General features: G+C 62.4%; 8 protein-coding genes. 3 read left to right on the top strand and 5 right to left on the bottom strand.

Features of this window, described 5'->3' with window-relative positions:
• The 3 genes from ACIQ17_RS28190 to ACIQ17_RS28180 all read right to left on the bottom strand — a co-directional run.
• Nucleotides 1-600, bottom strand: a 600-nt coding sequence (locus ACIQ17_RS28190) for an ABC transporter substrate-binding protein (protein ID WP_398472699.1), incomplete at its 3' end; no start/stop codon positions are given.
• A gap of 14 nt (nucleotides 601-614) precedes the next feature.
• A complete protein-coding gene (locus ACIQ17_RS28185; RefSeq protein WP_398472698.1) occupies nucleotides 615-2,522 on the bottom strand; it encodes an extracellular solute-binding protein in 1,908 nt (635 codons plus the stop codon).
• 226 nt (nucleotides 2,523-2,748) lie between these two features.
• A complete protein-coding gene (locus tag ACIQ17_RS28180; RefSeq protein WP_398472696.1) occupies nucleotides 2,749-3,300 on the bottom strand; it encodes a c-type cytochrome in 552 nt (183 codons plus the stop codon).
• Between the two features lie 247 nt (nucleotides 3,301-3,547).
• Here ACIQ17_RS28180 and ACIQ17_RS28175 point away from each other — a divergent pair, with 247 nt between their 5' ends.
• Nucleotides 3,548-4,288: a 3-deoxy-manno-octulosonate cytidylyltransferase gene (locus ACIQ17_RS28175; protein ID WP_398472694.1), complete on the top strand. Its 741-nt coding sequence runs from the start codon at nucleotides 3,548-3,550 to the stop codon at nucleotides 4,286-4,288.
• A 21-nt stretch (nucleotides 4,289-4,309) separates the two neighbouring features.
• Complete coding sequence (locus tag ACIQ17_RS28170; protein ID WP_398472692.1) at nucleotides 4,310-5,170, top strand: prephenate dehydratase; 861 nt, start codon at nucleotides 4,310-4,312, stop codon at nucleotides 5,168-5,170.
• Nucleotides 5,171-5,272: 102 nt separating this feature from the next.
• Here the strand turns inward: ACIQ17_RS28170 and ACIQ17_RS28165 are convergent, their stop codons facing one another.
• Both ACIQ17_RS28165 and ACIQ17_RS28160 read right to left on the bottom strand, forming a co-directional pair.
• Nucleotides 5,273-5,680: a YciI family protein gene (locus tag ACIQ17_RS28165; RefSeq protein WP_398472691.1), complete on the bottom strand. Its 408-nt coding sequence runs from the start codon at nucleotides 5,678-5,680 to the stop codon at nucleotides 5,273-5,275.
• Between the two features lie 82 nt (nucleotides 5,681-5,762).
• On the bottom strand, nucleotides 5,763-6,761 hold the full coding sequence (locus ACIQ17_RS28160; protein ID WP_398472690.1) for an LLM class flavin-dependent oxidoreductase: 999 nt from the start codon (nucleotides 6,759-6,761) through the stop codon (nucleotides 5,763-5,765).
• A 399-nt stretch (nucleotides 6,762-7,160) separates the two neighbouring features.
• On the opposite strand from ACIQ17_RS28160, the gene ACIQ17_RS28155 reads away from it, so the two are divergent.
• Nucleotides 7,161-7,825, top strand: a 665-nt coding sequence (locus ACIQ17_RS28155) for a methylenetetrahydrofolate reductase (RefSeq protein WP_398472688.1), incomplete at its 3' end; no start/stop codon positions are given.

The following is a 7,825-nucleotide window of genomic DNA, read 5'->3' as shown; positions in this document are numbered from 1 at the left end:
GAACAACGGCACGTCGCGTCCGCGCTTTTCAGCGAAAGTGACCACCAGCGTGGCGTCGTCGATGGCCTCCGCCTTCACCACATCGCGCATCTGCTGCGTGATGATGGGATGGCCTTTTTCCTTCAGCGTGGTCAGCGACCAGGCCGCATCCTTCGCCGTGAGCTTGCTGCCATCATGGAAGCGCGCTTCCGGGCGCATGGTGAAACGATAGGTCAGGCCATCGGCGGAGATCTGCACGGACTTCGCCGCGAGGCCATACATGGCATCGGACTCGTCGGCGGCGCGCGTCATCAGCGTCGTGAACGTCATGCCCATGCCCTGCGCGCCGTCGCCCTTCAGCACATAGGCATTCAGCGAGTTGAACGTCTGGAACGACTGGTTGAAGGCCTTCACCGATGGAATGGTCGAGAACACGCCGCCCTTCGGCGCCTTCACATTCACGTAGTCAAAATGAGGAAAGTCGGCGGGATATTTCAGATCGCCAAAGGCCGACATGCCATGCGAGTCATTGCCGCCCTGCGCCAGCGCGGGGCTGAAACGCGATGCGGCGATGGCGCCGAGACCGAGGCCGAGAACATGCCGACGATTGAGCTGCGCCATGCGCGACAGCCTCCTCAAGAGCGTCCGCCCGTCTTCGCGGCCTTCTCGGCATCCCACCACCAGATGGACGGGAAGCCGGACTGGCCGTATTTCGGCAGTTCGGCTGGGCGACCGAAACGATCCCAGCGCGCGGTGCGTGCCTTGCTGTAGGTGAATTGCGGGACGACGAAGTTATTCCAGAGCAGCACGCGATCCAGCGCCTTGGTGGCCGCGACGAGATCGGCACGATCCTTGGTGAAGATCACGCGTTCGATCAGCTTGTCGATGGCCGGATCCTTGATGCCGACGACGTTGCGCGAACCGGGCGCATCGGCAGCCTTCGAACCCCAATATTCCCGCTGCTCATTGCCAGGCGACAGCGACTGCCCCCACTGAGTCACCACGATATCAAAATCCCAACTGCGCATCCTGTTTTCGTACTGCGTGGCATCGATGGTTCGCACGGTGACGCCAATGCCGAGCCGCTCCAGTGGTGGCTTGAAGAACAGGGCGATGCGCTCGGAGCTTGGATCTTCCCCCAGCAACTCGATCTCGAACGGCGCACCGGTCTTCGCATCGACGAGCTTGCGGTCGCGGATTTCGTAGCCGGCCGCCTTGAGCAGGGCCGTCGCCTCGCGCAGATTGCTGCGGACATTCTCGGCATTGCCGTTGACGGGATTGCTGTAAGGCTTGGTGAAGACTTCCGGCGGCACGTCGGCACGGACGGTCTCCAGGATTTCCAGCTCCTTGCCTTCCGGCAGACCGGACGAGGCGAGCTCGGTGCCATGGAAATAGCTCGAGATCCGCTCATAGGTGCCATAGAAGAGCTGCTTGTTCATCTCCTCGAAATCGAAGGCGTAGTTCAGGGCACGGCGCACACGCACGTCCTTGAACTTGTCGCGACGGATATTCATCGCGAAGCCCTGCATCACGCCGGTTGCGCGGTTCGGAAACTCTTCGAGGATGACCCGCTTTTCTTTCACCGCCGGGAAATCGTAGGCCGTCGCCCAGTTCTTGGCACTGTTCTCCGAGCGCCAGTCGACCTGATCGCCCTTGAAAGCTTCGAGCGCGACGGTACCGTCGCGGAAATACTCGTAGCGCACTTCATTGAAATTGTGCTTGCCGATATTCACGGCTAGCTTGGCGCCCCAATAGTCCTTCACCCGCTCGATAACGACATTGCGCCCCGGGGCGAAATCCTTGATGCGATAGGCCGCGCTGCCAAGCGGCGGCTCCAGCGTGGTGCTGCTGACGTCGCGCTTCTTGCCGGATGCGTCCGTGCCTTCCCACCAGTGCTTCGGAATCACCGTGAGCTGACCGACGATCTGCGGCAATTCGCGATTGCCGGGGGCGTCGAAGGTGAACTTGATCTCGCGCTCGCCAACCTTCTCCGCCTTCACCACATGGCTGTAATAGGCCGAGTAGAACGGATGATGCTTCTTGAAGGACTCTAGCGAGAAGATCACGTCATCCGCCGTCACCGGCTTGCCGTCATGCCACCTGGCTTCCGGGCGCAGACGATAGGCGACCCAGGAATAGTCCTCGGGATGGCTGACCGACTCCGCCAGCAGACCGTATTCGGTCGAGACTTCGTCCAGTGAGGCCGTGGTCAGCGATTCGTAGATCAGGCCGACGGCGCCGGCGAGATTGCCCTTCACGCCGGAGACGACGAGATTGAAATTGTCGAAAGTGCCAAGCGCGATCTGACGAACCGATCCGGCCTTCGGTGCATCCGGATTGACGTAGTCGAAGCGCTTGAAGCCGGCCGGATATTTGATCTCGCCGAACAGCGACAAGGCATGACGCCATTCCGCGCCACCTGCAGCAGCAGCCGGCTGCGCCGAGGCTGCTCCGCTCACCGGGAGGCTGCCGATCCCGCCGAGCACGGGGGTGAGAGCGGCGAAAGCGGAAGTCTTCAGAAGGCGGCGTCGGGAAATCGTCAATGTGCTGAATCCTGTGAACCGGGAGCGAGTAGAACGGTCATATGAGGCAAGGGTTCGACCGATTATGCCGGCTTTTCCGCAAGATACCACCCATCGCCTCAGTTGCATCCTAGCCCGGCGCGGCCAAACGTCCCGCTTAAGCTTTGGTAATGCGGAAACGACAACGGCCGGGCTTGGTGGCCCGGCCGTGACGTCGCGAATGTGACGAAAACGCGGTGTGTTTATGCTACTTGGCCGCCGTCGGCAGCGGCACCGGCGTGTCGGCCAGCGTTGCCAGATAGGCGATCAGGTCGGCGCGCTCACTGTCCTTGGAGATGCCGGCGAAGCCCATCGCGGTGCCAGGGATGGCAGTCTTCGGGCTGGCGATGAACTTGTTCAGCTCCTCAAAACCCCAGCTGCCGCCCTTGGCCTTCATGGCGGCCGAGAAGTTGAATCCGCCGCGGCCCTGGCCGACGTGATCATTGATGACGCCATAGAGGTTCGGTCCGACGCGGTTCGGGCCGCCCTTCTCGAAGGTGTGGCACGAGGCGCACTTCTTGGCAGCCGTCTGGCCCTTTTCGACGGAGGCGGTCTGAAGCAGTTTCTCGATGGGTTCGGAGGGCGCGGCCGCAGCCTTGGCGCCACCGCCGGAGGTGTCTTCCTTCACGGCGATATCATAGCCGGGCTTCTCCAGGTGCTTGGGCGAAAACACGGCCTGGGCGGTGAAATTCGTGGCCATCAGCAGGAGGCAGGTGCCGAGCACGGCGCCCATGATCTTGTTGAGTTCGAAAGAGTCCATATTTCGTAAGCCCCACGCCCGTTTTAGGTCATTGGAAGGCCGCTCCCACGGCCTCGACGCGCCCATGAATCACGTCTCCAGGCCTGTTTAGAGCCTGTCCAATCGAGATAACGGTTTGCCCTAGTTCTGGCAACCTCTATAAACGCCGCGCTCCCGGGTTTGCCCTTGATCTGCATCATGGTTTTCCCGGTCCGACAGACGGAATTCGAGCCGTTTTTGCGATCTCAACTGACCAAGCCCAGCAGCCATGACCGATCCCCGTACCCTCGTGCTCATTCCCGCCCGGATGGCTGCGACCCGCCTGCCCGGCAAGCCGCTGCTGGATATCGCGGGCCTGCCGATGATCGTCCATGTCGCCCGGCGCGCCAGCGAGGCGGCTATCGGCCGTGTGGCTATTGCCACCGACACCGCCGAGATCGCCGATGCGGTGATCGCCCACGGTTTTGAGGCCGTGATGACCTCGCCGGACCATCCGTCAGGCTCGGACCGGATTTTCGAGGCACTGGACAGGCTCGATTCGACCGGCACGGTCCAGACCATCGTGAACGTCCAGGGCGACCTGCCCACCATTCCGCCCGGCGACATCGCCGCCGCCGTCCGGGTGCTGGATGACCCCAAGGTCGATATCGCCACCCTTGCCGCCGAGATCCGCAAGGACGAAGAACACACCAACCCCAATGTGGTGAAGCTGATCGGCTCGCCCGCCGGCCCGAACCGGTTGCGCGCGCTCTACTTCACCCGCGCCACCGCGCCCTATGGCGATGGCCCGCGCTATCATCACATCGGGCTGTACGCCTATCGCCGGGCTGCGCTGGAAGGCTTCGTCAAGCTTGCCCCCTCCACCCTGGAGCAGCGTGAAAAGCTCGAACAGCTCCGCGCGCTGGAAGCCGGCATGCGGATCGACGGCGCCATCGTGGACTCCGTCCCGCTCGGCGTCGACACCCCGCACGACCTCGAAACTGCCCGCCGCCTGCTGGCAAAAAACTGACCGACTGATACAAGGCCCGCCATGACCATTCCGATGAAGATCGCCTTCCAGGGCGAGCCCGGCGCCAATTCCCACAATGCGATCGCCGAGGCGTTTCCGCAGGCCGAGGCGCTGCCCTGTGCCACCTTCGAGGATGCGCTGGCGGCGATCTCGTCGGGCGAAGCCGATCTCGGCATGATCCCGATCGAGAATTCGATCGCCGGCCGGGTTGCCGACATCCATCATCTGCTGCCGGCGTCCGGCCTGCACATCATCGGCGAATGGTTCATGCCGATCCATCACCAGCTGATGGCCCCGCGCGGCACCAGGATCGAGGACCTCAAGACCATCGAGAGCCACGTTCACGCGCTCGGCCAGTGCCGCCGCCTGATCCGCAAGCTCGGCGTCCGCTCGATCGTTGCCGCCGACACGGCCGGCTCGGCCCGGATCGTCGCCGAGCGCGGCGACAAGAGCTGCGGCGCGCTGGCGCCGCGCCTTGCTGCCGAGATCTACGGCCTGGATATCCTGGCCGAGGACGTCGAGGACGAGAGCCACAACACCACGCGCTTCGTCATCCTCTCGAAGGATGCCAAATTGGCGCCGCAGGGCAAGGAGCCGCTGGTCACGTCTTTTGTCTTCCGCGTGCGCAACCTGCCCGCCGCGCTCTACAAGGCGCTCGGCGGCTTCGCGACCAATGGCGTCAACATGACCAAGCTTGAAAGCTATATGGTCGATGGCGAGTTCTTCGCCACGCAGTTTTATGCGGATGTCGACGGCCATCCCGACGACCGCAATCTGGCCTTCGCACTGGAAGAGCTGAAATTCTTCTCGCGCGAATTCAGGATCGTGGGCGTGTATCCCGCGCATCCGTTCCGCCAGACCTTTGGCGAGCAGCAGGGCTGAGTTTGTAGCCCGGATGGAGCGCAGCGAAATCCGGGAATCAGAGCTCCCACATATCGCCGGTCCCCGGATTACGCTGCGCTCCATCCGGGCTACATCACGGCGTTACGATTTGCCCCTGACGTGATCCTCCAGACTATGCGTCGCTTCCTTCGGCGCACCGGGCAGAAATAGCTGGATCGGCCTGATCTCATAGACTGCCGACGGATTCACCCGCCGCAGATCGCGCGCGACGGCGATGGCATCGTCGCGTGTGTCGCAATCCACGACATAGAACCCCAGCAACTGCTCCTTGGTCTCCGCAAACGGCCCGTCGATGACCACGCCGGCGCCCGGTCCACGCAGGGTGAACGCGCCCTTGGTGCCGCCGAGTCGCGCGGCCGGTCCCATCCGGCCATCAGCTGTCAGCCGCTCGTGGATCTCGTGAAGATCGGCCATCACGGCCGTATCCTGATCGGTCGTCCACGACACGACGACGTCTTCGACATGATAAGCGAGGATTGCATAAAGCATGGATCATTCTCTGGTTCTTGATGGCGCCGCCTCAAGGACGATTGCCATGAGCTCTTTCCGACATCGCATCACGCGATTTTCGCTACGCGAATGCCCTTGCCAGCAGACTGTAAGACTGCTTGCGCGCATCATGGTCAAACATCGCGGTGACGACCATCAGCTCATCCGGCTGGCATTGCGCGATCAGCGGCTGCAATTTCTCTTTCACAGTCGCCGGACTGCCGACGAACAGCCGCGAGCGATTGCGCGTAATCTTCACCTTCTCCGCATCGCTATAGGGATAAGCCAGCGCTTCCTCGACGCTTGGCAGCGGCGCGTATTCGCCACGGTCGCGCCGCAGGCGATTGAGATCGGCGGATGAGGCCAGCCGCTCGGCTTCCTCATCGGTCTCGGCACAGATCACCGCGACCGCAAGGATCGCCTGCGGCGCCTGCAGCCAGGCCGAACTCTTGAAGCGCGCGCGATAGTGCACCATGGCATCGGCTGCATCGTGGGACGCGAAATGATGGGCAAAGGCAAAACCCATCCCGACCTGGGCTGCGAGATCGGAGCTGAAATCGCTGGAGCCGAGCAGCCAGATCGGCGGCAACGGCACGTCATTCGGCATGGCCACGACATTGTTATAGGGATGATTTTCGGGGAAGCGTCGCGTCTCCCACAAGAGCAATTCGCTCAGCCGCTCCAGAAAATCGTCACCCTCGCGGCCGGCCATCCGGTTGCGCAGCGCATAGGCTGTCGCGCCATCGGTGCCTGGCGCCCGGCCAAGGCCGAGATCGATCCGGCCGGGAAACAGCGCTTCCAGCATCTTGAAGCGCTCTGCCACCATCAGCGGCGCATGGTTCGGCAGCATCACGCCGCCCGAGCCGACGCGGATCCGCGACGTCGCCGCCGCGATCTGGCCGATCATGATTTCCGGCGCGGGGCTCGCGACGGAAGCGAGATTGTGATGCTCGGCCAGCCAGTAGCGGACATAGCCGAGTCCGTCAGCATGCGTGGCAAGGTCGATGCTGTTGCGCAGCGCCTGCGACGGCGGCGTGCCTGTGGTGACGACCGACAGGTCGAGAATGGAAAGCGGGATCATACCGGCAGGCTAATGCGTCCGGATGGGACGGCAAGCATGGCCATCGGCCTTCCGGGCGCCAATCCTGATGGGCGAAAATTGAAGACTTTTGGATAATCTAACTCTATGCCCACACCTGAAGCGAAGGCAACGCATCCTGCAATACGGACTATTTATCCATTAATTCAAACAATTAATCCGGAATAAGGTTCTTCGCATCGGCATCACTTACCTGCCCACGCACCTTTCACAGAGCGCCGGAAACTCATCGGCGACGAAGATAATGGGCCATTTCCCACCCTACATGGTCTTCGGATGGGCTATTTTATCCCGGCATATCAGCATATTTTGTGCAGTGCAGCCAAACAGCCTGTGACGACCCAACAACCGGTGCCGCCAGTCGCGGCGGTGGAGTTCGAGATGACCGAGACGACCCCGGCCACCCCCAACCTTCCGAACATTTCCTTCGAGTTCTTCCCGCCGAAGACCGAGGAGATGGACCGCACCTTGTGGGAGACCATCGAGCGCCTGGCCCCCCTCTCCCCGTCCTTCGTCTCGGTGACCTATGGCGCCGGCGGCTCGACCCGTGAGCGCACCCACGCCACCATCGTCCGCCTGCTGAAGGAAACGACCCTGACGCCGGCCGCGCATCTGACCTGCGTGGGAGCGCCGAAAAGCGAAATCGACGATGTCGTGTCCCGCTATCACGAGGCCGGCGTCCGCCACATCGTGGCATTGCGCGGCGACCCGACCACGGGCATCGGCACCCAATATGTGGCGCATCCGGACGGATACCAGACCTGCGCCGATCTCGTTGCCAGCATTCGCAAGCGCTATTCCGATATCGACGTCACCGTCTCCGCCTATCCGGAAAAGCATCCGGAGAGCGCCGATTTCACCGCCGATATCGACACCCTGCAGGCCAAGGTCGATGCCGGTGCGACCCGCGCCATCACCCAGGTCTTCTTCGATAACGACCTCTACTTCCGCTATCTCGACAAGGTCCGGGCCCGCGGCATCGACATTCCGGTGCTGCCCGGCATCATGCCGATGCATAACTTCAAGCAGGCCCGCAATTTCGTCAC

Origin of the sequence: Tardiphaga sp., from assembly GCF_044340795.1 — a bacterium.
In the GTDB taxonomy this organism is placed as follows: Bacteria; Pseudomonadota; Alphaproteobacteria; order Rhizobiales; family Xanthobacteraceae; genus Tardiphaga.
This window is presented reverse-complemented; position numbering and strand designations above follow the sequence as displayed.